A 23818-nucleotide genomic window follows, 5' to 3' on the forward strand; every position below is an offset into this window, starting at 1 on the left:
ATGAAGACAGGCTTAAGGAGAAATTAAATCAGGCGATGGCGCTGACGGTAATTTCTATTTTCATTCCGGGCACCACCAATTTCTCGACGATAACCGTGGAGCGATTGGGATAAGGATAATTAAAGTATTTCCGGTAAATATCATCGAGCCATTTAACGTCGTTAACGTCGGTAAGATACACGATCACCTGCAGCACCTTATCGCTGTGGCTGCCCGCCGCCTTCAGCGTCTGCGCCAGGTTATCGAAGGTCAGCGCAATCTGTCGCTCCGGCGCGCCGGTGTCGATGCTGCCGTCCGCCCGCACCGGGCCGTGGGCGGTAAACAGCATGCCGCCGCCCCGGGTGGCCCAGGAAAAAGGCTGGCCGATATCCGGCAGCCCGGTCTCTACAATCTCGCGCATGTCAGTGGTTCCCGTGGTGGTCAAGTTGGCGAAGCAGCGCGCCGTCGGCGGCGAACAACGCATCCAGGATGGTGAAATGGTTGGCGCCTGGCACCGCGACCAGTTCAGCCGGCAGCCCGCGTTGGCGCAGCGCCGCATGATAGTGTTGCGACTGACCTCTCAGTTCCGGCAGCTCCAATGCGCCGTAATACAGCGTAAGCGGCTTGCCGCGCGTCGGCAGGCGGCGCGCCGGGCTGAGCGTTTCAATTTGCCGCGTGGTCAACTGCAGCGCCCGATTGACATAACTTTGTTGCAGCGGCGCCAGCTCGAACAGGCCGCTGATGGGAAAGACGGCATCCACCAACGCATGCTGCTGCCAGAGCGCCGCCAGCTGCCCGCCGGCGGAATGGCCGCACAGATAAACCGGATGGGCGTAGTGCGGCGGCAGGCGGCGCTGAATGGCATCCAGTGCCATTCCGATCTGTCGGCATATTTCGTCGAGATCCACCGCCGGTGCGAGCGCATATTCCACCAACACCACGTCAAAACCCAACGCCAGCGGCCCGGCGGCGATAAAGGCGAAATCCGCCTTATCGCAAAATTGCCAATAGCCGCCGTGAATAAAAATTAACGTCCCCTGATGCTGCTTTGCAGAATAGAGCCAATCAAATGTTTCACGTTCGCCGTTGCCATAAGCAATATTATTTTCATGGCGCGTCTGTTTATAAACAGCCGCGCTGCGGGTTTGAAATGAAGTCAAAATAGCCGCTTCATTATCCACCGTGGCGCCGTTGTCATAATTCCCCGCAAGTGGTTTCATATATTAAACTTCGTTTATTATTTAAGATGTGAATTAACTATTAGCACCGACAAAATTATTGTCAAGACGGGCGCATCAGCAATGCGCGCCCGGTAAAATAAAACCTGATGAATAATGAAAAAGTTTAACCCATGAAACTTTTTGCGTTTATTTCCCCCGCCCGTCCAGCTGAATTTGCGGCAAGGCGCTGAGCCGTTCAAATGCATAATCCCAAAAGGCGCGCACCTTCAGCGGCATGTGCTGCGCCTGCTGCGCCACCAGCTGTACCGGCATCGGCAACGGCTCATGATCCGTCAACAGCCGCACCAGCGTACCGGCGGCCAAATCGTCCGCCACCTGATACGAGAGCAACCGGGCGACGCCCTTGCCGGCGCGCACCGCCAGCAGTTGCGCTTCCACGTCGTTGAGCAACAGCCGGGGCGTCAATCGCACGCGCTCGCCGTTTTCCTGCGGGCCGAAGCGCCATTCGCGCAGCGACGGCCGCTGGGTGCCGACGATGGTGGCGTGCTCCGCCAGCTGCGCCGGCGATCGCGGTTCACCGCAGCGCGCCAGGTAATCCGGGCTGGCGACCGTCACCCGGCTGACCTGCCCCAGCCGCCGCGCCACGCGGGAAGAGTCCTGCAGATGACCGATGCGCACCGCGATATCCAACCCTTCGTCAATCAGATCGAGATTGCGATCGTTCAATACCATTTCGATCTGCATCTGCGGGTAATCATCGAGAAATGCCATCACCACCGGCGCCACGTACCGGCGGCCGAACTGCACCGGCGAGGTAACGCGCAGCAAGCCGCTCAGCTGCGCTTCGGCGGTATCCTGCACCACCGCCTGATAATCCTGCAGCAGCTGTTGCGCGCGCTCCAACAGCCGCGCACCCGCCTCGGTGGGCGCCAGCCGCCGGGTCGTGCGCTCCACCAATCGGGTGCCGAAACGCTGTTCCAGCGCGGCGATGGCCCGGGTGATCGCCGGCGCCGAACGCCGCAGTTTGCGCCCGGCCGCCGCCAGGCTGCCTTGCTGCACCACCGCCACGAAAATCGCCAACTCGTCTAACCGATCCATAGATTCTTCCGAAAAGTGAAATTATCAATTTCCACATTGCCGGATTTCGCTCGTTCAACGCAAGAGTATGCTGACAAAAAGCACTGAGGAGAAACGCCATGTCCACCATCACACTCTACGGCACCCCGCTTTCCGGCCACGTTCATCGCGTGGCGTTGCTGCTGCGCATGCTGGCGCTGCCCTATGCATGGGTCGAAGCCTCGGCGGACGTACGGCAGAGCGCAGCCTTCCGCCGGCTCAACCCGTTCGGCCAGATCCCGGTCTTGCAGGATGACGATCTGACGCTGGCCGACAGCAACGCCATTCTGGTCTATCTGGTGAAGCGCTATGCGCCGGACAGTCACTGGCTGCCGGAACAGCCGGCCGCGGCGGCGCGAGTGCAGGCCTGGCTTTCCAAAGCCGCCGGTGAAGTCCGCTACGGCCCGGCGGCCTGCCGACTGATCGCCCAATTCGCCGTGCCGGAGGACTATCAGGCGGCGCGGGCGGTCAGCGATCGTTTCCTGCCGCAGATGGAACAGCATCTGAGCGAGCGGGACTACCTGGCCACCGAACACCCCACCATCGCCGATCTGGCCTGCCACAGCTACGTGGCGGTCGCGGCTGAAGGCGGCATTTCGCTGTCGCCTTACCCTGCGATACGTCGCTGGGCGGCGCGCATCGCTGTACTGCCCGGCTACTTTGCCATGCCGGCCCTGCCGGAACCGGCGGGGAGCTGACGCCATGATCCCGCAACTGTTCCATCCCGATGAGCTGCGCGCACAGACGCTGGCCGGGTTTGGCGGCGTAGGCGGCGGCATCTACCCCGCGATGCCGGATCAGCACCGCGCGTTTTTCGCCGCGCTGCCCTACCTGTTTGTCGCCACGCTGGATGAACAAGGCTGGCCCATCGCCACCCTGTTCACCGGCCCGCCCGGATTTTTACGCACGCCGGACGACACGCATTTACGCATCAGCGCGCCGCGCCGCGGCGACGATCCCGCCCAGGCGCTGTTGCTGCCCGGCAAGCCGGTCGGCGCGCTGGGGCTGGATTTCAGCAACCGGCGGCGCAACCGCGCCAACGGCGCCATCGGCCGCACCGACAAAAACCGGGTGGAAATCCTCGTTCAGCAAAGCTTCGGCAACTGCCCGCAGTACATTCAGCGCCGCGAACTCTACCCGGTGGACAGCCGGCCGCAGCCGGTTGAGCATTTGGCCGTGCTGGATGCGGCGGCGCAGGCGCTGATCCGCGCCGCGGACACCTGCTTCGTCGCCAGCTGCGCGCACCTGACACTGCCGCAGGGCGGCGTGGATATTTCCCATCGCGGCGGCCGCCCCGGCTTTATCCATCTGGAAGGCGACACGCTGTGGATGCCGGACTTTCGCGGCAACCGCTACATGAACACGTTGGGCAATCTGCTCGCCGAACCGCGGGCGGCGCTGCTGTTCATCGATTTCGATCGCGGCGACGTGCTGCATCTGCAGGGGGAAACGCAAATCCTCTGGCAGGCGGAAGGGGATCCCGGCGTCGAAGGGGCGGAACGCTATTGGCGGTTTGACGTGCGCCGCGCCTGGCGTTTTGCGGCGGCGCTGCCGTGGCGAGGGCGCAATCTGGAGTATTCGCCGGCGACGCTGGCGACCGGGGTGTGGCGCCGCTGAGCTGAAATGAAAAGCCCCGCGGCGGCGGGGCTGGATCGGAAATTACAGGCTGTGTTCGGCCGCCGATGCGGCCTGATAAAGCTGACGAAAATAATTCAACCGCGCAAAGAACAGGCGGCTTTGCTGCTCCGACATATTGCCGGCCACCTGCCCGGCGTCAATCTGCCGCTCTTGCCATTCCATCAGGGCGATGCTCGACGCCAAAAAATCCATTTCGCTGCCGTAGGCCGCGAGATGTCTGTCTACTGATTTCATCATTCGCACACTCCTTTTAATCACATCGAAAAGGGTCATATGCCTGCTCTTTCAGTATCGACCCGACGGCGGATATTTTTTGTACAGAAGATGCGCAGTGAGAAAACGGCCATCTTGTCGTCGCGTTGGCAAACGGCGGCGGCAAAGTTTGCTAGGGTAAAGGGTAGCCGTATGGAATAGACCACTCCGTTGAACTCAGCAAAGGAAGAGACTCATGAGCATCAGTATCCGCGCCACCCTCAAGGATCCCACGCTGTTCCGCGAGGCCAATTACATCGACGGGCAATGGTTGCCGGCCCAGGAAGGCCGCACGATCGCCATTCATAACCCCGCCAACGGCGAGCGGATCGGCCACGTGCCGGCCTTCGGCGCCGAAGAAACCGCTCGCGCCATCGCCGCCGCCAAAAAAGCGCTGCCCGCCTGGCGCGCGCTGACCGCCAAAGAGCGCGCCGGCAAGCTGCGGCGGCTGTTTGAGCTGATGATGGAAAATCAGGAAGATCTGGCGCGCATCATGACGGCGGAACAGGGCAAACCGCTGGCCGAAAGTCGCGGTGAAATCGCCTATGCCGCCTCCTTTATCGAATGGTTCGCCGAGGAAGGCAAGCGGGTGTATGGCGACACCATTCCACAGCCGCAGGCCGGTCGCCGCATCATCGTGCAAAAAGAGCCGATCGGCGTGTTCGCCGCCATCACCCCGTGGAACTTCCCGGCGGCGATGATCACCCGTAAAGCCGGCCCCGGCTGGGCCGCCGGCTGCACCGGGGTGATCCGCCCCGCCAGCCAAACGCCGTTCTCGGCGCTGGCGATCGCCGTGCTGGCGGAGCGCGCCGGGTTGCCCGCCGGGGTGTGCAACGTGATAACCGGCCCCAGCAAAGGCATCGGCGGCGAACTCACCGCCAACCCGGACGTGCGTAAACTCTCCTTCACCGGCAGCACCGAAGTGGGGGCGCAGCTGCTGGCCCAGTGTGCGCCCACCATCAAGAAAACCAGCATGGAGCTGGGCGGCAACGCGCCGTTTATCGTGTTCAACGACGCCGATCTGGACGCCGCCGTGGCCGGCGCGGTCGCCTCGAAATACCGCAACGCCGGCCAGACCTGCGTCTGCACCAACCGTTTTCTGGTGCAAGACGGCGTATACGATGCCTTCGCCGCCAAACTGAAAGCCGCCGTCGCCAAGCTGAAAGTCGGTAACGGCCTGGATGACGGCGTCACCATCGGCCCGTTGATTAACCCGGACGCGGTGGAGAAAGTGCGCGAGCACATCGCCGACGCCGTCGAGCACGGCGCCTCGGTGCTGCTGGGCGGCAAGCCTGACGCGCTGGGCGGCAATTTCTTCAGCCCGACCATCCTGACCGACGTGCCGCGCACGGCGAAAATCTTCCGCGAGGAGACATTCGGCCCGGTGGCGCCCCTGATCCGCTTCAGCCAGGAAGCCGACGCCGTCGAACTGGCCAACGACACGCCGTTCGGCCTGGCCGCTTACTTCTACAGCCGCGACATCGGCCGGGTGATGCGCGTGGCCGAAGCGCTGGAGTACGGCATTGTCGGCATCAACGAAGGGCTGATCTCCACCGAAGTGGCGCCGTTCGGCGGCATGAAACACTCCGGTTTGGGCCGTGAAGGCTCAAAATACGGCATCGAAGACTATCTCGAGATCAAATACCTGTGCCTCGGCGGCCTGGGCGCCTGATGCGGTCGCTATCCATATCGGCTGCCGCTGACGCGCGCAGAGGAAAGTGACCGCGTTAGTCCTCGCCATCCTCGGCCCCTGCGCCGCAATGCCTGGCTTGCCGGCTCCGCCTGCCTGTACGGAGCCGGTGAGCCAATCAGGCGTCCTGATTGAGTACGTTGCCGATCGCCTCCTCACACTGCAAGATATTATGGTGGTGACAAGCCAGCGGGATAATCTTGAGCTGCGCGCAAACCGCGCCCAGCCCATTATCTTCCAGCGCCAGCAGCGGCGCCGTTATCGCCTCCGGCAACTGCGGGTTACCCTCCATCGCCTTGAACAACGTCACCTTCGTGGTTTGCAGCCTGCGGCTCAGACACCCCTCTGACAGCCGCCGCTCCGCCTGCCCGGCGGCCATGGCGCGTGTCGCCGCCTCCCCCTCGATGCCCAGCGCAGGCAGCAGTTGCTCCAGCGGCAGCTCCGCCGTGGTCTGCCGGTAGAAGCTGTCCAGCAGATACAGCCGCACGTTACGGCAGCCGCGCGCCTCCAGGCGAGCGGCGATCTCCAGCGCGATGATGCCCCCCAGCGACCACCCGAGAATGCGCACCGGCCCGGCGTCTTGCAGCAGGCCGGCGGCAATCATGTCGTTTAAATACCGTTCGGCCAGCTCGCCGAGCGAGTCGATGGTCGGTTGATGGTAAAGATTATGGTTATCGACGCCATAGCAATTGAGTCGCCCTTGCAACGGCTGAGCGAAAGCATGAAACGCCTCCGCGCCCACCAGTGCCGGGTGGATCATCCACACAGTGGGCACGCCGTCTGTCCGGCGGTTAAGCGGCATGACCAAACGGCGCTCGTTGGCGGCCAGCAGATTTTTCAGGGTGCGGCTTTGCAACAGCTGCACCACCGGCACCGGCGCGGCCATCAGTTCGCCCATGCCGACGCACAGGGAGATCGCCTTGATCGAAGTGCCGCCCAGCAGGAAGAAATCGTCCGTCATGCCGACCTGCTCGCACTGCAGCGCCTCCTGCCACAATGCGCACAACTGCTGCTCCAGCGCGTTCGCGGGAGCGACATAGGCCTGCGGCTCATTCGCCGTCGGCGCCGGCAACGCCTTGCGATCCAGCTTGCCGCTGGAGTTGTACGGCAACGCTTCCAGCCGCACCAGGGCCGCAGGCAGCATGTATAGCGGCAATTGCCCGCTCATAAAGGCCAGCAGCGCCGACTCCTCCAGCGGCGCCTCACTGACGTAATACAGCGCCAGACGCTGCCGATGCGCCTCTGACAGCACCACGGCGCAGCAGGATTTGATCGCGCCGAACGCCAGCGCACATTGCTCGACCTCCCCCAGCTCGACGCGGTAGCCATTGATTTTCACCTGAAAATCCATACGGCCGAGGAACTCCAGATTGCCGTCCGGCAAATAGCGCCCGGCATCGCCGGTGCGATAAAGCCGCTCCCCCAGTTCCGGATGGTAGATGAATTTTTCCTCGGTCAGCGACGGATTGCGGTAATAGCCGCGCGCCACGCCGGCCCCACCGATGTACTGCTCCCCCGGTAAGCAGGGCGGCAACACGCGCAGATGGCGATCCAGCACATAGAAACGCTGATGGGCCATCGCCCGGCCATAAGGCACGCTGGGCGCCAGGATCGGCGTTTCCGGAATGTCGTACAAAATCGACCAAATGGAGCTTTCGGTCGCGCCCCCGGCGCTGACTACCCGGCACCCTGGCCGCCATTGGCGAATGCGCGCCGGCAGTGAACGCGAGATCACCTCACCCACCAGCACCACGTTGCGCAGATGCGGCCACTGCGCCTGCGACGCGGCGGACTCCAGCTGCTCCACCAGCAGCGTCATCACCGAAGGCGCGGAATTCCAGAAGGTCACCCCCTGAGTCATCAACAACCGATGCCACGCCTCCGGCTGATAGCGTTCGGTTTCGGACGGCATCACGATGGCGCCGCCCACCGACAGCAGGCCGAAAATATCGAACACCGAAATGTCGAAGCTCAGCGCGCTGAGCGCCAACCCGCGATCGTCCGCGCCGAGTTCCAGCTGGTGCAAGGTATCGATGATGCTGTTCACCGCGCCGCGATGTTCTATCGCCACCCCTTTCGGCGTGCCGGTAGAACCGGAGGTGAAGATCACATAGGCCAGCGCGGAAGGCGCCGGCAAGACCGGCTCACCCGGCGCCGCCGGCGGTAACGCGTTGACCGCACCTTGCGGATCGATCGTCAACAGTCTGGCGTTACCGTGGGCCGCCCACGCCCGGCTGCTGAGGATAATCCGGGTCTGCGACTGCGCGACGATATCCAGGCGGCGGCGTTCCGGCCAGGCGCCGTCCAGCGGCAAATAGGCCTTGCCGGCCATCAGGATCGCCAGCACCGCAATGATTTGCGCCCGTCCTTTGTCCACCATCACCGCGATGGGGTCGGCGCGCATATCCGCATGCTCGCGCAGCTGCAACGACAGCGCCAACGCACGCCGATACAGCTCACCGTAGTTCAGCTCACCCCATTCATCGACGATCGCCACCCGCTGCGGATCGCGCTCGGCCTGACGGATAAAATCATGATGGATGGCGCGTTCGAAATCGTAGGCCGGCGGACAGGATTGACGCAAGGCGCGCTGCCGCGCCGTTTCACTCGCCGATACCAGCGCCAACTGACTGACGCGCTGCTCCCCGTGATTGACGATCTGCGTGAGGATCGTCAGATAATACTCACCCAACAGCGCCAGCGTGGCCGGTGCAAACAGGGCGGTGGCATAGTTAAAGATCGCCCTGCCGCCTTGCGGCGCCGACTGTATGCTCAGCGTCAAATCGAATTTGGCCGCCTGATAGTGTGTCAACAGATCCTGCGGCGCCAGCCAGGCCGGCGCTTCACCCGCCTCTTCCAGCGCGAACAGCGTCTGAAACAGCGGATGGCGCGACAGATCGCGCGGCACCTGCAGCAGCTCAATCAACTGATCCAACGGTAAATTCTGATGCCGCTGCGCCTGTAGCACGCCATCAAAGACCCGATGCACATAATCGTTCAGCGACGCCGCATCGTCTATTTGCGAGCGCAACGGCAGCGTATTGACGAAGAATCCGATCGCCGAGCGGGTCTCCGCCACCGGCCGGTTAGCGACCGGCGTACCGACCAGAATGTCTTGCTGGCCGCTGAAGTAACCGAGCAGCAGATTAAAGGCCGCAAGATACAGCGCAAACGGCGTGACGCCTTGCCGCCGGGCGAACTGCGCCGCCTGCATCGTCAGGGCGTCCGGCAGCACGATGACGTGATTGGCGCCGCGATGATCGAAGCGCGCCGGCCGCACGAAATCGAGCGGCATCTCCAGCGCCTGCCACCCATCCAGCGCTTGTCGCCAATACGCTTTCGCCTCATCCGCCAGCGCGGAGTCCAGCCAGCGCCGCTGCCAGACGGCATAGTCGCCATATTGCAACGGCAACGCCGCCAGCTCAGCCTCCCGCCCTTGCCGCTGCGCCTGATACAGCGCATCCAACTCCTGCAGCAGCACCGGCTGCGACCAGCCGTCAAACGCCAGGTGGTGCACCAGGATCAGGCTGTAAGTCACCCGCCCGCCATCAGGCTGCACCACCTGGTAAACGCTCGCTCTGATCGGCAACTCCGCCTCCAGGGCAAACGGCCGATCGATATCCTGCCGCAGTCTGTCCGGCCAGCGCGCCGCCTCCAGCGCCACGCGCTCCAGCGAAAGCGTTTGTTCACAGGCCCGGGCGACGGCAATTTGGGACGGCTTCTGGGCAATCAGGCTGTGCAACACCTGATGCCGGGCGACGACCGCCTGCAGACTGCGCTCGTAAGCCGTCAGACAGACCTCCTCGCCGAGACGGAACAGCATCGGCACATGATAAAGATTGCCGCCGCCGTTCAGGTTCTCGATAAACCACAGCTGCAGCTGTGAGGCGGAGAGCGGATACTCGCGTTGCCGCAGCGGCGGGATCGACATCGGCGCGGCGCCCTCCCCCTGCCGCAGCAACGCACGGCACAATGAACGGATCGTCGGGAACCGGCCCAGCTCGCTCAACGTCACCTCGCTCCCCAACCGCTGACCGATCTGGTAACAGGCCTGGATCGCCAGAAGGGAATTGCCGCCCAGCGAGAAAAAATTGTCCTCCACGCCGATATCCTGCCGCTGCAACAGATCGCGCCACACCGCCAGGCAAGCGTTCTCCCGCTCGTTCTGCGCCGCGACAAACTCGCGCGCCGTCCTTTTCGGCGGCGGCAACGCCTGTCGGGCTATCTTGCCGTTTTCGGTCAGCGGCAGCTGTGCCAGCTGCATCAGCGCCTGCGGCACCATGTAAGGAGGCAGTTGGCTGCTCAAATGCTGCGCCAAATCCTGCGGGGCGATCGCCTCATCGGCAACGAAGTAAGCGGCCAGACAGGGCTGAGGGGCGGTGACGAGCACGCAACAACAGGCGGTCACCCCCGGATAGGCAAGCGCGGCATGCTCTATTTCACCCAGCTCGATGCGGTAGCCGTTCAGCTTGACCTGCTGATCGAGACGCCCCAGGAACTCCACATTGCCGTCCTCGAGCCACCGGCCCGCGTCGCCGGTGCGATACACCCGCTCCTGCAGCTCCTCATGCCAGAAGAAACTCTCGGCGGTGCGTTGCGGATCGCCGTAATACCCGCGCGCCAACCCTTCACCGGCCAGATAGATCTCCCCGCGCACGCCCGGCGCCGCGGGCCGTCGTCCGGCATCCAGAATGTAGCAACGCTGGTGCGGCAACGGTTTACCGTAAGGGATGCTGACCGAGCGAATTTTCTCGCCTCGCGACACCTCATACAGCATGGTGAAGATCGCCGCCTCCGTAGCGCCGCCGGCGCTGCAGAAGCGGACGTGCGGCGCCCAGGCCAGGCAGCGTTCCGGCAGCGAGGTGGCGATCCAGTCGCCCCCCACCATCACAGCCCGCAGCGCCGGCGCAGGCCCGGCCGCCAGCCCCGCGCCGTTTACATAGTCCAGCAACAGCTCCATCAGGGCCGGTGCGCTCAACCATTGCGTCACTCGATGTGTCATCATCAGCTGATACCAGGCTTGCGGATTGACCCGATCTCGCTCGGCCGGCATCACAACCGCACCGCCCGCGCTCAACGGGCTGAAAATATCGAAGATCGCCAGATCGAAGCTCAACGCGCTAAGCGCCAGGCTGCGATCCCGCTCGTTGAACCCGAAATACCGCCGAACGCCTTCCAGCATGTTCACCGCGCTGCGATGTTCGATCGCCACGCCCTTGGGCGTGCCGGTCGAGCCCGAAGTGAAAATGATATAGGCCAGGCTGTCAGGACCGGCCTCCACCGCCGGCAGGCGCCTCTCCGGCAGCGGCAACTGCGCCGCCAGCCCGTCGGCATTCAGTTCGACCAGGTTGATCTCGTCGCAGGCCCAGGGCGCATCGCTGAGCAACGTATTGATGCCGGCCTGCGCCATCACCTTCAGCCGCCGCTGCGGCGGCCATGTCGCCTCCATCGGCAAAAACGCCTTGCCGCACATCAGCGCCGCCAACAGGGCGATCGGCTGCCGGCGCCCCTTGTCGGCGACGACGGCGATGGCGTCGCCGGTCATCTTGCCCTGCACACGCAGTTGAGTGGCCAGCGTTAACGCCGCCTCGTGCAGTTCGCCGTACGTCATTTCCCCCTGCGCGTCGATCACCGCGACGGCCTGCGGATTGCGCTGCGCATGCCGCACGAAATCCTGTTGCAGGCAGCGTTCAAACGCATAGCTAAAGGCCGGCGCCGCAGGCAGCGCCGGGCTCTGCGGCTGCAGACGAATATTTTCCAGCGGCCAGTCATCGTGGCGCGCCATCTGTTGCAATAGGGCGAGATAGTAGCCGGCCAACCGATCCATCGACGCTTTGCTGAACAGCGCCGACGCGAAGTTGAAGCGCGCGCGCATCTGCTCCCCCTGCGGCGTCAGCGTGAGCGTCAGATCGAACTTGGCAGTGCGCTCATCCGCGCTCAGATCGACCACCGACAGCCAGTCCGGACGCGTCGGTGCGCCGCTCTCGCCCTCCAGCGCGAACATGACCTGGAACAGCGGATGCCGCGAAAAGTCGCGCGGCAGCGCCAGAGCGTCCACCAACGCCTCCAGCGACAGCGTCTGATGCTGCTGCGCCCGCAGCGTCGTGGCCGCAACCTCTCGCACAAACTCGGCGACGCCCTGACGCGGGTCGATCTGCCGGCGTAAAGGCAGCGTATTGACAAAGAACCCGATCAGACTCCCCAGCTCGGGGCGATTGCGGTTCGCCAGCGGCGTGCCCACCATCACATCGTTCTGACCGCTGTAGCGGGCAAGCAACAGCATGAACCCCGCCAGCATCACGGCATGCAGCGTCACGCCCTCTCGGCGCGCCAACGCCTCCAGCGCCTTCACCAGCGCCGCCGGCAGCGGCACTTCGCTGTTGTCGCCGCGTACGTCGAAGACCGCCGGCCGCAAAAAATCCACCGGCAGCGAGAGCGGCTGCCAGCCCGCCAGCTCTCGTTGCCAAAAGGCCAATTCGTCGGCCCGGCGCTGCACATTTTCCGGCGCGTGTTGCCAGCAGGCATAGTCGAGGTATTGCAGCGCCGGCTCTGTCGCCTTACGCCACGTTCCCCGATAGCGCGCGTCCAGTTCCTGCAGCAGCACCTCAAGCGACCAACCGTCAAAGACGATGTGATGGAACACCAACAGACAAACGGCCGTTTCCCCGCCTGCCGCATCGCGGTAACGATAGCGTGTGGCGCGCAGCGGCAGCTCGCACGTCAAATCCATCGGCCGGCTGCAGGCCTGCGCCAGCGCCATGTCAAACTCAGCGCCGCTCACCGTCAGCAAAGGCACCGGCAGCACGGCGTCGCTGACCCACTGGCTGGCTTCGCCCCGCTCATTCTGGCGAATCAGGCTACGCAGGATCTGGTGGCGCTCGACGATCGCCTGCAGACAGTCCGCAAAACGTTGGTCATCGATGTCCGGCGCCAGCCGCAGCAGCACCGGCGACAGATAGTGCGTGGCGTCCGCCGACAGTTGCTGAACAAACCACAATCGCGACTGCTGAAGCGACAGCGGCCCCTCCCGCAGCTCGCCGGGGAGGATGGGCGGCTCATCCGACGGCGCCTGCCGTTGAGCGGCGATATGCTCGCTCAGCGCGGCCACCGTCGGATGCTGATTCAACGTCAGCACCGAGATCTTCGCCCCCGGCAATTTATTCACTTCGTGACACAGCCTGATGGCCATAATGGAGTTGCCGCCGAGGCGGAAGAAGTTGTCGTCCATGCCGACATGGCCGCCCAGCAGCCGATTGAACAGTGTAGAAAGCTGAGTCTCCAGCGGCGTGCCCGGTTGGCGAAACGCCGTTTGCCGCTCCACCGGCAGCGGTTCCGGCAATGCCCGGTAATCGACCTTGCGGCTCACCGTCAGCGGCAGCGCCGACAGCGCCGACAGCGCCGACGGCAACATATAATGCGGCAGCTGCGCCGCCAGGCGTTGCAAGAGGTCGCCGGCCTGCGGCGTCGCGCCGGGCTTCGGCACATACCAGGCCGCCAGTTGGTCCGTCGTGCCGGGGCGCAGGGTCACCACCGCCTCGGCCACCTCGGGCAGCGCGCGCAGCTGCATTTCGATCTCGCCCAACTCGATGCGATAGCCGTTGATCTTGATCTGCTGGTCGTGTCGTCCGAGATAGTCCAGGCTACCGTCGGCCAAGCGCCGTACCCGGTCGCCGGTGCGATACAGGCGCCGGTAAGGCTCACGCAGTTCAAAAGGATTGGCGACGAATGCGGCTTCCGTCAGCGCCGGCAGGTTCAGGTATCCGCGCGCCAGGCCGACGCCGGCCAGACACAGCTCGCCCTCCGCCCCCAGCGGCAGTAGATTGTCATGCTCGTCAACCACATAACAACGCATATTGGCGATGGCGTGGCCGATATTGCGCGCGCCGTTGCGGCGATAGATATTCAGACTGGCGCTGACCGAAGCCTCGGTCGGGCCGTACAGATTGGCAACCTGCATGCCGCAGGCCAGGTAATGGTCGAGCGCCTCCTGCGCGGTCGCCTCGCCGCCGGTCGCGAGATAGCGCACCGAAGCCGGCAGGTCTGGCAAGGTGCCAAGCAGCGCCGGCGGCAGGAAACAGGCTTCGATGCCCCAGGCCGCCATTTGGCCGCACAACAGCGCCGGATCGCGCCGCTGCGCCTCGCCCGCGATAAACAGCCGGTGGCCGTTGCTCAGGGCCATGAACACTTCAAACACGTGCGCGTCAAAGGCCAGCGACGCGAACTGCAGGCAGTTGAGCGCGCCCGATTCATTGCGCAGCAAACGCTGCGTATGACCCCGCACCATGTTGGCCGCGCCCCGGTGTTCGCACAGCGTGCCTTTCGGCCGCCCGCTGGTGCCGGAGGTGTAAATCACGTAGGCCAATTGCCGGGCTTCGACATTCGGCAGGCTCGCGGCATCCGCATCGGCAAGCGATTCATCCGCCGCCAGGCAAACGCCGTCCGGCGCCAGACGCCGCGCCTCCCCTTGCAATGCGCTTTCCGTCAGGACGATGGGGCTGTTCACCTCTTGCAGAATATATTCCAGGCGCTGCGCCGGCGCCGCGGGATCCAGCGGCACATAGGCGCCGCCCGCCTTCATGATGGCCAGCATCGCCACCACCGCTTCCGCGCTGCGCTGCAGATACAGCGGGATCAGCGTCTCTGGCGGCATGGCGGCGCCGCGCAACCGGCGATATTCTTCCCTCAGCCGTAACGCCAGGCGATCGCTGCGCTGCGCCAGTTGGCGGTAGCTGAGCGAACCGTTGGCATCGGTTACGGCGATGCGTTCCGGATGACGGCGCGCCTGGCGAGCCACGCCGTCGAGCAGTGTCGCCCCTGGGTCGGCCGTGTCCGGCTCGCTCTCCCAGGCGTCGCGGCAGCGTAAAACCTGCTGCGCCGTGAGCTGCGGCCACGCGGCTATCGGCGCGTCCGGTTCGGTTAGCGCACGCCGCAATAGCCCGAGATACTGATCCGCCATCTCCGCCATTTGCGTGGCGTCGAACAGATCGGGCCGATAACGCAGGCGAAACTCAAAGGCCTGCTCGGTCGGCTGATACTCCAGCAGCAGTTCCGAACCGGCCAGATCGACGTTGTAACGGTGATTGACGCCGATGCGGCAACCGTCAAGCGCCAGCGGCGCATCTTTCAGGTAAGCCTGAGTGAAATTGACGTTCAGCTCGCGCACCGGGCTGAGGTTCAGCATGTCATAAACCGGCAATTGGCTGTGCCGCAGCTTGCCCGTCGCCTTGAGCGCTTTGCTGTAGGCCAACGTCGCGCGGTACAGCTGGTTGAACGTGGCTTGCGGGGCGAGCGTTAAGGGAAACACCGCGGTGTTGACCTGGGCGCCGAAGAACAGCGGCTCGCCGCCGTCCGGCGCGACGGGATAACCGATATGCACCGTGTCCTGCGCGGATTGCCGGGCGATCAGCAACGCCCACAGCGTTTTGAATATCAGGAATGGGTTGGCATACCTGACGCCGGACTTCAGCGCCTGCCACTCGGCGAACGGCAACGTAAAGCGCACTTCGCCGGCGCCGGGTGCTTCGGGGGCTTCACCGGGGAGATAAGGCAACGCTACGCGCGGGGCGCATTCGGCCAACCGGTCGCCCCAGAATGACGCGGAACCGAAGTCCTGCTTCAACGCCGCGATATCCGCCTCATAGCGCCGGTACAATCGACAAATGTCCGTTTCATCCGCCTGCGGCGGCGCCACGGCAGCCCCGCGATTGTAATAGGCGGAAACGGCATTGTAGAACTCCTGGCCGGACAGGCCGTCGATCAGGATGTGATGAACGACAATGATCAAATTATAGCGCTGCGGCGCCAGCTCAATCAGGTAGAAGCGGCACAACGGCCCCTCCCGGAGATCGAACGGCGTATTGATTAATTTGCCGACATCGCAATCGGCATCAAGCGTTTCCAACGCAATTTTCTTCTCCGTCTTTACCCAGCGTAATTGCGGCGAGCTGTCGTCGAGGACATGGTGAAACAGAATATAGTCCCGGCACACGTCCTCGACCGCCGCGCGCAGTCGATCGACGTCCAGCGCCCCCTCAATGGTCTGATCCAGCACCAGGTTGTACTCGCAAGAGTGTGGATTGAGGACGTATTCATTCCAAAACGTGTGGGTATAGGGTGAAGCGATGATCGCGCCCATGAATCAATTCCCTTTTAATATATTAAAATAATATATGAATAGATATTTATGCATGGCATAAATAACGTGATGGTTATGCGATTGAGCTGTTAGGCGAAAACTTAAAAAACATAAGAGCGAATATTATTTTATTTTTATAAAAAATAAAGCTACAAAAACACAAATAAACTAAAACCAATAAAAACAATGACATAAAAAATAATTCGTCATTTCAAAATGATTCACGGCTTTTCATTCATAAATAAAATAACTATTGTAAATAAATTAAAAAAAAAGATAGGAATATATTTAATATAAATAAATCTAATTTAAAGGCATCGCAGAAAAATCGATAAAAAAGAGAATCTTCTTAAATGAAAACACGCATCTTTCAGTTGCGCTATTCCAAAGCGTACGGTGTCGGAATATCCTATACTCGTTGCAGGATGCAGTTTCCCTCCCATTGAATGCCAGTACAGGGAGTCACAAATGGCTATTTTCGCCCACTTGCGGGCAATTTTTTCAGCATTATTGGCAGAATTATCTGATGAATAAAAAACGTCCCGTCTTGACCCCGGCAACCCTGTTATTGCTGCAGCCGGTCTGCATCGGTTCGGCCCTGGCGGCGGATCAGAAAGACAGCGATACGCTGGTGGTAATGGCGCAACCCATCGGATTGACCGAGCTGGGATCGCCGGTGTCCGTCAGCGTGATCGACGGCCAGGACCTGCGCAACGCCGCACCGCAGATTAACCTGTCGGAAAACCTTGGCAGCGTGCCGGGCCTGCAGCTTCAAAACCGGCAAAACTATGCGCAGGATCTGCAGTTGTCGATACGCGGATTCGGCAGCCGATCGATGTTCGGCGTGCGCGGGGTGCGCATGTACGTCGACGGCATCCCCGCCACCATGCCTGACGGCCAGGGACAAACCTCCAACATCGACATCAACTCCATCGAGCGCATCGAGGTGCTGCGCGGCCCCTATTCCGCGCTGTACGGCAACGCTTCGGGCGGGGTGATCAACGTTGACACCCAGACCGGCGCCCAGCCGCCAACGCTGGAGGCCGGCGGCTATTTCGGCAGCGACAACACCTGGCGCTACGGGGTGAAAGCGACCGGCGCCACCGGCGACGGCACCCAGGCCGGCGACGTCAACTACGCTATCTCCGGCACCCGCTTCACCACTCAGGGCTATCGCGATCACAGCGCCGCGCGGAAAAACCTCGGCAACGGCAAGCTCGGCGTGCGGTTGGACGACGTCAGTACCCTGACGCTGATGTTCAACAGCGTCTCCATTGACGCCGGCGATCCGGGCGGCCTGACCGAAGCGGAATGGAAGGAAAACCCGCGCCAGGCGCCGCGCGCGGATCAATACAACACCCGCAAGTCGCTCGATCAGACCCAGGCCGGTCTGCGCTATCAGCGCCAGATGAGCGAGCGCGACGAACTGACGCTGACCGCCTACCACGGCGAGCGCCACACCACGCAGTACCAATCCATTCCACGCGGGCCGCAGCTCAACCCTACCCACGCCGGCGGGGTGATCGTGCTGGAAAGAAAATATCAGGGCATTGACACTCGCTGGAAGCATGAGGATACTCTCGCCTCGTTACCGGTAACACTGATCGGCGGTCTGGATTATGAAACCATGACCGAACGCCGGCAGGGGTTTGAAAACTTTATTCTGCGAGACGGCACAGTGGACTACGGCGAGAAAGGCGACCAGCGGCGCAACGAGAAAAACCGCATCTGGAACCTGGATCCTTACCTGCAAACCTCCTGGCAACTGACGCCGCACTGGACGCTGGACGCCGGCCTGCGCTACAGCACGGTCAGCTTCGACTCGACCGACTACTACATCACGCAGCGCAACGGCGACGACAGCGGCAGCAAACGCTACCACCAGTGGCTGCCGATGGGCTCGCTCAACTATAAAATCAATCCGGCGTGGAACGTTTATCTCTCAGCCGGCCGCGGCTTTGAAACCCCGACCATCAACGAACTCTCCTATCGCCCCGACGGCCAGGCCGGCCTGAACATCGGTCTGCAGCCGTCCACCAGCGACACCGTCGAACTGGGCAGCAAACTGCGCCTCGGCAACGGCCTGGTGAGCGCCGCCCTGTTCCAGACCGATACCGACAACGAGCTGGTGGTGGCGGAAAGCAGCGGTGGGCGCACCAGCTACGCCAACGCCGGCAAAACCCGGCGGCGCGGCCTGGAACTGGCGCTGGATCAAGAGTTCGCGCTGGACTGGCGCCTGCATATGGCCTGGACGCTGCTGGACGCCACCTACCGCAGCGAGATGTGCGGCAAAGCCGTTTGTACCCCGGCCCAAACCATTCCCGCCGGCAATCGCCTGCCGGGCATCGCCCGCAACATGGGCTACGCCTCGCTGGCCTATGCCCCGCCGGAAGGCTGGCACGCCGGCGCGGAACTGCGCTACATGAGCGACATTCAGGCCAATGACGCCAACAGCGCGCAGGCTCCCTCTTACACCGTGGCCGGCGTAAACGCCGGTTATCGCTTTACCTGGAACCGCTGGGCGCTGGACGTGTTCAGCCGGGTGGACAATGTTTTCGATCGCCGATACGTCGGTTCGGTGATCGTCAACGAAGGCAACGGCCGCTACTTCGAGCCGGCGCCGGGGCGCAACTGGGGTGGCGGCGCCACCTTGTCTTATCGCTTTGAATAAGGCAAAGCACCTTAAGGTTAAAAAACGGGATGGGTTTTACGTCACCCTAGCGGCTTCTCGCTGAAATAATAGGGAGAAACCGCGTGTTTTTTCCGATTTGGCTTAATCTCTAAATCGGGGACTTTCATTTTTGGTAAGGGTATTGCTATGCAAAATAAAGCGTCACTATCGCCGCTTATCGTCATAACGGCGCTGTTTGCCGCGCTGAGCGGGCTTTATCTGCTCGGCGGCGGCATCTGGCTGGCCAAGTTGGGCGGTTCGCTGTATTACATCATCGCCGGGCTGGTGCTGCTGGCGACCTCCTGGCTGCTGTTCCGCCGCCGCGCCACCGCGCTGCTGCTGTACGCGGTATTCCTGCTGGGCACCACGATTTGGGCCCTGTGGGAAGTGGGCCCGGACTTCTGGGCGCTGACGCCGCGCCTGGACGTCACCTTCTTCTTCGGCCTGTGGCTGGTGTTGCCGTTTATCTACCGCAAGCTGGTGGCCAACGGCAAATTCGCCTACGGCGCGCTGAGCGCGGCGCTGGCGATCACCGTCATCGCGCTGGCCTATGCCGTGTTCAACGATCCGCAAGAGATTAACGGCACCCTCGACGCCGCCCAGGTACAACCGAAAGACGCCACCGGCGCCGACTGGCCGGCCTATGGCCGCACCCAGGAAGGCACCCGTTACTCGCCGCTGAGCCAGATCAACGACAAAAACGTTGGCCAGCTGCAAGAGGTTTGGCGTTTCCAGACCGGCGATCTGAAGACCGCCAACGATCCGGGTGAGATCACCAACGAAGTCACGCCGATCAAAATCCGCGATACCCTTTACATGTGTACGCCGCACCAGAAGCTGTTCGCGCTGGATGCCGCCACCGGTAAAGAAAAATGGAAGTTTGATCCGCAGCTGAAATACAACCCAACCTTCCAGCACATCACCTGTCGCGGCGTGTCTTACCACGAAACCGCCGCAGCCGCAGGCGCCGCCGGCGACGCCGCTCCGGCGATGTGCGCACGCCGCATCATTCTGCCGGTCAACGACGGCCGTCTGTTCGCACTGGACGCCGAAACCGGCAAACCCTGCCCGGACTTCGCCAACAACGGTGAGCTGAACCTGCAGAGCAATATGCCGTATGCGACGCCGGGCCACTATGAGCCGACCTCGCCGCCGGTGATCACCGATAAAGTGATCGTCGTCGCCGGTGCCGTGACCGACAACTACTCCAACCGCGAGCCTTCCGGCGTGATCCGCGGCTTCGACGTCAACAGCGGCAAGCTGCTGTGGGCCTTCGATCCGGGCGCGAAAGATCCGAACGCCATCCCGGCGGACGAGCACCACTTCGTGCCGAACTCGCCGAACTCCTGGGCGCCTGCCGCCTATGACGCCAAGCTGGATATCGTTTACCTGCCGATGGGCGTTTCCACTCCGGACATCTGGGGCGGCGATCGCACCCCGGAAATGGAACGCTACGCCAGCGGCCTGTTGGCGCTGAACGCCTCCACCGGCAAACTGGCCTGGTTCTATCAGACGGTCCACCATGACCTGTGGGATATGGACGTGCCGGCGCAGCCGACCCTGGCGGACATTACCGACAAGAGCGGTAAAAAAGTGCCGGTCATCTATGTGCCGACCAAAACCGGCAACATCTTCGTGCTGAACCGCACCAACGGCGAACTGGTGGTGCCGGCGCCGGAGAAACCGGTACCGCAAGGCCCGGCCAAGGGCGATCGCCTGTCACCGACCCAGCCGTTCTCCGAGTTGACCTTCCGTCCTGAGAAGAAACTGACCGGCGCCGACATGTGGGGCGCGACCATCTATGATCAGCTGGTCTGCCGCGTGATGTTCCACAGCCTGCGTTATGAAGGCACCTTCACCCCGCCTTCCGAGCAGGGCACGCTGGTGTTCCCGGGTAACCTGGGCATGTTCGAATGGGGCGGCCTGGCCGTCGATACCGATCGCGAAATCGCCATCGCCAACCCGATCGCGCTGCCGTTCGTCTCCAAACTGATCCCGCGCGGCCCAGGCAACCCGATTGAGCCGCCGGAAGGCGACAAAGGCGGCAGCGGCACCGAGTCCGGCGTACAGCCGCAGTATGGCGTGCCGTTCGGCGTCACCCTGAACCCGTTCCTGTCGCCGTTCGGCCTGCCGTGCAAACAGCCGGCCTGGGGTTACATTTCCGCCGTGGATCTGAAAACCAACGACATCGTGTGGAAAAAACGCATCGGCACCGTGCGCGACAGCTCACCGTTGCCGCTGCCGTTCAAAATGGGCATGCCGATGCTGGGCGGCCCGGTGACCACCGCCGGTAACGTGTTCTTCATCGGCGCCACCGCGGACAACTACCTGCGCGCCTTCAGCGTGACCAACGGTGAAAAACTGTGGGAAGCGCGCTTGCCGGCCGGCGGCCAGGCGACGCCGATGACCTATGAGGTCAACGGCAAGCAGTACGTGCTGATCTACGCCGGCGGCCACGGCTCCTTCGGCACCAAGCTGGGCGACTACGTGGTCGCTTACGCCCTGCCCGATCAGAAGTAACCACCGCCGTTAGTACCCCGCAAAGCACGCCGCAAGGCGTGCTTTTTCTTTTCCCGCCCCGCCGGCTGCCCCCTCGCAATACCCTTAATTTTTTCATCTCCATTATTGATAATGGTTATCATTCGCAATATTATACCTCTGCGGCCCCGGCAGCGGCTGCGATCCTCTCCAGCTTAATGGGCAATACAACGATCGGCCGCCTTCAGGCGGCCCTATTCGGAGGCGCATGGTCGACCATACTCGGAAGCATCGAAAGAAGATTTTGCAAGCGGCGGTGAAAACGCGACGCGCCGGCCTGACGTTCGCGCCGGCATCGCCAGCCACTTCGCCCTTTATCGGCCAGCACCGCCAGACGCAAGCCGTACTGATACACCTGATCGGCCATGATGACGCCCAGGAGGAACATGAATGAACCTGCAGCCCTTTACCGCCATGCTGATGTTCGCCTATGTGCTGCTGATGGTGCCGCTGCTCTACGTCATCGACAGCCGCCTGAGCGCCAGCAAACTGGTGCGCAAAGCCACGCAAAATCTCATCATCATCGCCTTGACGCTGTTGTTCTTCAGCGCGATGACGCTGCTGTATTGACCTTGCCGCGGCTGTCGGCGGCGGATCGTCACCCGGCGTCCGAGCGCCTGGCCCGCGGATATTTCCACAGCCAGCGCCCGCTGACCATGCGCCAGTAGAATAAGGCGCCGCGCACCGCCCAATCGAGGAACATCCCCAACCAGACGCCCACCACGCCCATGCCCAGTTCGATGCCCAACGCGTAGCCGGCCACCACGCGGCACCCCCACATGCCGAGCATCGTCACCCACATGGCGAAGCGGGCGTCGCGCGCGCCTTTCAACCCGGCGGGCAAGACCCAGGAAGCGGCCCAGATCGGCATAAAGGCGGCGTTGAGCCAGATCAGGGTTTTCACCACCGTTTTCACATCATCCTGCGAGGTATAAAACGCGGCGAACACCCCGGCCAGCGGCGCGGTGCCCCAGGCGATGGCGGTCAGCCCAAGGGTCGACAGCCAGAAAATATGGCGCAGCTGCCGCTCCGCCTGGCCGATCTCGCCTTTGCCGAGCCGCCGACCGACGATAATGGTCGAGGCCGATCCCAACGCGTTGCCCGGCAGGTTGATCAACGAAGCGATGGAGAAAGCGATAAAGTTGCCGGCGATCACGTTGGTGCCCATGCCGGCGACAAACATCTGCGTCAACAGCTTGCCGCCGTTAAACAGTACCGACTCGACGCTGGCGGGAATGCCGATCCCCAGCACTTCCCACAGGATGCTCATTTTGAGCGGCGTGAAATAGCTTTTCAACGTGATGTGCAGCGCCGGATTAAAGCCGATCGCCAGCACGTAGAGGATGGCGATGGCGCCGATATAGCGGGAAATCGTCAGCCCCAGCCCGGCGCCGACGAACCCCAGGCCATGCCAGCCCAGCATGCCGTAAATCAGGATGCTGCTGATGATGATATTGAGGATATTCATGCCGCCATTGATAAGCAGCGGGATCTTGGTGTTGCCCGCGCCGCGCAGAGCGCCGCTACCGATCAACGCAATCGCCGCCGCCGGGTAGCTCCACACCGTGGTTTGCAGGTAAGAGAGCGCCAGCGCTTTCACCTCCGGCGAGGCCGCGCCGGCGATCACATCAATGATAGGCTCGCCCGCCAGGTGGATGCCCGCCGCCAACAGCAGCGCCACGCCGGTCATCAGCACCAGCGACTGACGCGCCGCCGCTCGCGCCCGCCGGCGATCGCGCTTGCCGAGGCTGAAGGCCACCACCACGGTGGTGCCGAGATCCACCGCGGCGAAAAAGGCGATGATCACCATGTTGAAACTGTCCGCCAGCCCCACCCCGGCCATCGCCTCTTTACCGAGCCAGCTCACCAGAAAGGTGCTCAGCACCCCCATCAGCAGGACACAGGCGTTCTCCAGAAAGATGGGCACCGCCAGTGGCGTGATCTCGCGCCAGAACAGCACGCGGTAGCTTTTCCGTTTGGCGTACCAGCGCGTATTTTCCACGCGCTGACGCAGTGCGGCATACAGGTTCAAGATGGGCTCGATGGGTAAAAGTGAAACATCATTTCAAATGATGATCGATAAATCGTTATCCTGCAAAGAATTTTGGGGCGCCCATAACGCGCGCCCGAAAGGCATGCCGGCGCGCTACTCCATGTAATCTTCCTGATCGGCCTGCGCCGCCGCGATAAAGCGGGCGGTGCTGCGGCTGAGCGCAGCGCATTTTTCCGTCAGCAGCTGATTGTCCTGTTGCAGGGTCAGGTAACGCGACTGGGTAAGCGCCGGCAATTGCCGATACCCTGCCGCCTGCGTGTCCCAGCCGCGGCGCTGCGCCGCGCGCATTGCGGTGCGCTGTAGCTTCACGTCGTCCGGTATCTCGCTGCGCCCGCAGTCCACGCGCAGGAAGTGTCCGCCGGCCAGCATCGAAGCGATGTGATCCAGCTGCGCCTGCAGCGGCGGCGCCGGTTTATGCGCCGTCTGCTGACAACCGGCGAGCAGCAGCAATGCCACCGCGCCGCAAAGAGACGTGCGAAACAGAGTCAACATGGGGGCTCCGGGAAAACCTGTGGGTGATGAGATGATCTTAGGTGAGCGGACGTCGGGCGGCAAGGCGAGCAGC

The 23818-nt window shown here is 62.6% G+C and carries 14 protein-coding genes; 7 read left to right on the top strand and 7 right to left on the bottom strand.

The window, feature by feature from the left end; translation table 11 throughout:
• Positions 1 to 28 precede the first annotated feature (28 nt).
• The 3 genes from ACMGG9_RS14590 to ACMGG9_RS14600 form a co-directional block, all read right to left on the bottom strand.
• On the bottom strand, positions 29 to 400 hold the full coding sequence (locus ACMGG9_RS14590) for a RidA family protein (RefSeq protein ID WP_033643621.1): 372 nt from the start codon (positions 398 to 400) through the stop codon (positions 29 to 31).
• A 1-nt stretch (position 401) separates the two neighbouring features.
• Positions 402 to 1199 (bottom strand): alpha/beta hydrolase, encoded by a 798-nt coding sequence (locus ACMGG9_RS14595; protein ID WP_414161508.1) that lies wholly within the window; start codon positions 1197 to 1199, stop codon positions 402 to 404.
• A gap of 147 nt (positions 1200 to 1346) precedes the next feature.
• Positions 1347 to 2258, bottom strand: a complete 912-nt coding sequence (locus tag ACMGG9_RS14600) for a LysR family transcriptional regulator (protein ID WP_103101001.1) — start codon at positions 2256 to 2258, stop codon at positions 1347 to 1349.
• Positions 2259 to 2356: 98 nt separating this feature from the next.
• On the opposite strand from ACMGG9_RS14600, the gene ACMGG9_RS14605 reads away from it, so the two are divergent.
• Both ACMGG9_RS14605 and ACMGG9_RS14610 read left to right on the top strand, forming a co-directional pair.
• Positions 2357 to 2974 (top strand): glutathione S-transferase family protein, encoded by a 618-nt coding sequence (locus ACMGG9_RS14605; RefSeq protein ID WP_414161509.1) that lies wholly within the window; start codon positions 2357 to 2359, stop codon positions 2972 to 2974.
• Positions 2975 to 2978: 4 nt separating this feature from the next.
• Positions 2979 to 3893: a pyridoxamine 5'-phosphate oxidase family protein gene (locus ACMGG9_RS14610; protein ID WP_033650796.1), complete on the top strand. Its 915-nt coding sequence runs from the start codon at positions 2979 to 2981 to the stop codon at positions 3891 to 3893.
• Between the two features lie 42 nt (positions 3894 to 3935).
• Here the strand turns inward: ACMGG9_RS14610 and ACMGG9_RS14615 are convergent, their stop codons facing one another.
• Positions 3936 to 4151, bottom strand: coding sequence for a glycogen synthesis protein (locus tag ACMGG9_RS14615; RefSeq protein ID WP_414161510.1), 216 nt, complete (start codon positions 4149 to 4151; stop codon positions 3936 to 3938).
• 211 nt (positions 4152 to 4362) lie between these two features.
• On the opposite strand from ACMGG9_RS14615, the gene gabD reads away from it, so the two are divergent.
• Positions 4363 to 5838 carry an NADP-dependent succinate-semialdehyde dehydrogenase gene (gabD, locus tag ACMGG9_RS14620; protein ID WP_089194911.1) on the top strand — a complete coding sequence of 492 codons (1476 nt, stop codon included), beginning with the start codon at positions 4363 to 4365 and terminating at the stop codon, positions 5836 to 5838.
• A gap of 136 nt (positions 5839 to 5974) precedes the next feature.
• On the opposite strand, the gene ACMGG9_RS14625 is transcribed toward gabD, so the two are convergent.
• Positions 5975 to 15991 (bottom strand): amino acid adenylation domain-containing protein, encoded by a 10017-nt coding sequence (locus ACMGG9_RS14625; protein ID WP_414161511.1) that lies wholly within the window; start codon positions 15989 to 15991, stop codon positions 5975 to 5977.
• Between the two features lie 526 nt (positions 15992 to 16517).
• Between ACMGG9_RS14625 and pqqU the strand changes: the two genes are divergently transcribed.
• From pqqU to ACMGG9_RS14645, 4 genes are all read left to right on the top strand, one after another.
• Positions 16518 to 18662, top strand: coding sequence for a TonB-dependent receptor PqqU (gene pqqU, locus ACMGG9_RS14630; protein WP_414161512.1), 2145 nt, complete (start codon positions 16518 to 16520; stop codon positions 18660 to 18662).
• A 147-nt stretch (positions 18663 to 18809) separates the two neighbouring features.
• Positions 18810 to 21182, top strand: coding sequence for a glucose/quinate/shikimate family membrane-bound PQQ-dependent dehydrogenase (locus tag ACMGG9_RS14635; protein WP_033650791.1), 2373 nt, complete (start codon positions 18810 to 18812; stop codon positions 21180 to 21182).
• A gap of 226 nt (positions 21183 to 21408) precedes the next feature.
• On the top strand, positions 21409 to 21594 hold the full coding sequence (locus ACMGG9_RS14640; protein WP_033643635.1) for a hypothetical protein: 186 nt from the start codon (positions 21409 to 21411) through the stop codon (positions 21592 to 21594).
• Complete coding sequence (locus ACMGG9_RS14645; RefSeq protein ID WP_015378373.1) at positions 21591 to 21770, top strand: hypothetical protein; 180 nt, start codon at positions 21591 to 21593, stop codon at positions 21768 to 21770. Before ACMGG9_RS14640 ends, ACMGG9_RS14645 begins: the two co-directional genes overlap by 4 nt.
• 28 nt (positions 21771 to 21798) lie before the next feature.
• Here the strand turns inward: ACMGG9_RS14645 and ACMGG9_RS14650 are convergent, their stop codons facing one another.
• Both ACMGG9_RS14650 and gspS read right to left on the bottom strand, forming a co-directional pair.
• Entirely contained in the window at positions 21799 to 23232 is a 1434-nt protein-coding gene (locus ACMGG9_RS14650) for an EmmdR/YeeO family multidrug/toxin efflux MATE transporter (RefSeq protein WP_033650790.1), read from the bottom strand.
• Positions 23233 to 23346: 114 nt separating this feature from the next.
• Positions 23347 to 23745, bottom strand: a complete 399-nt coding sequence (gene gspS / locus ACMGG9_RS14655; protein ID WP_147879980.1) for a type II secretion system pilot lipoprotein GspS — start codon at positions 23743 to 23745, stop codon at positions 23347 to 23349.
• Positions 23746 to 23818: the final 73 nt, after the last annotated feature.

It is taken from the genome of Serratia sp. BNK-10, from assembly GCF_047456065.1.
In the GTDB taxonomy this organism is placed as follows: Bacteria; Pseudomonadota; Gammaproteobacteria; order Enterobacterales; family Enterobacteriaceae; genus Serratia; species Serratia ureilytica.